The sequence below is a fragment of the Halorubrum sp. SP9 genome, from assembly GCF_005435015.1.
Lineage (GTDB): Archaea > Halobacteriota > Halobacteria > Halobacteriales > Haloferacaceae > Halorubrum > Halorubrum sodomense.
Genome location: NZ_SGXU01000520.1, coordinates 1 through 343, shown reverse-complemented (window position 1 = coordinate 343; position 343 = coordinate 1). Strand labels below are relative to the sequence as shown.

1 protein-coding gene is annotated in these 343 nt (G+C 55.7%); it reads right to left on the bottom strand.

What is annotated here, in order from left to right:
• Positions 1 to 215: hypothetical protein (locus EXE45_RS21060; RefSeq protein WP_206750523.1), on the bottom strand; the 215-nt coding region annotated here is incomplete at its 3' end.
• Positions 216 to 343 lie beyond the last annotated feature (128 nt).

Sequence of the window (343 nt, the reverse complement as noted above, 5' to 3'; positions counted from 1 at the left end):
TCTATGAGGTGGGCGAGTTGGATGCGAAGCGCACGGTCTATCGCCGCGGACGCAGTCTGTAATCCCTCCGCTCGCCGTACTGTTTCAACGAGACGGGCGGAGTAATCGGTGGGGTCAGAGAGTTGTCCACGAGCGTAGCGTTTCGCTTGGAGATCCGTGTCTGTGACGAGACGGATGTCATCGGGCCACCACGGTTCAGAGACGTTGTCACTCATTACGTCTCTGTATGCGTGTCCGATATAAATGAGATGCGAAAAGAGGGTTAGACTTCAGACAGACTCTAACTCGTCCAGTTCGGGGATTTCCTTGTCGCTGGCAAACTCCTCGACCGACTGCCCCGTCT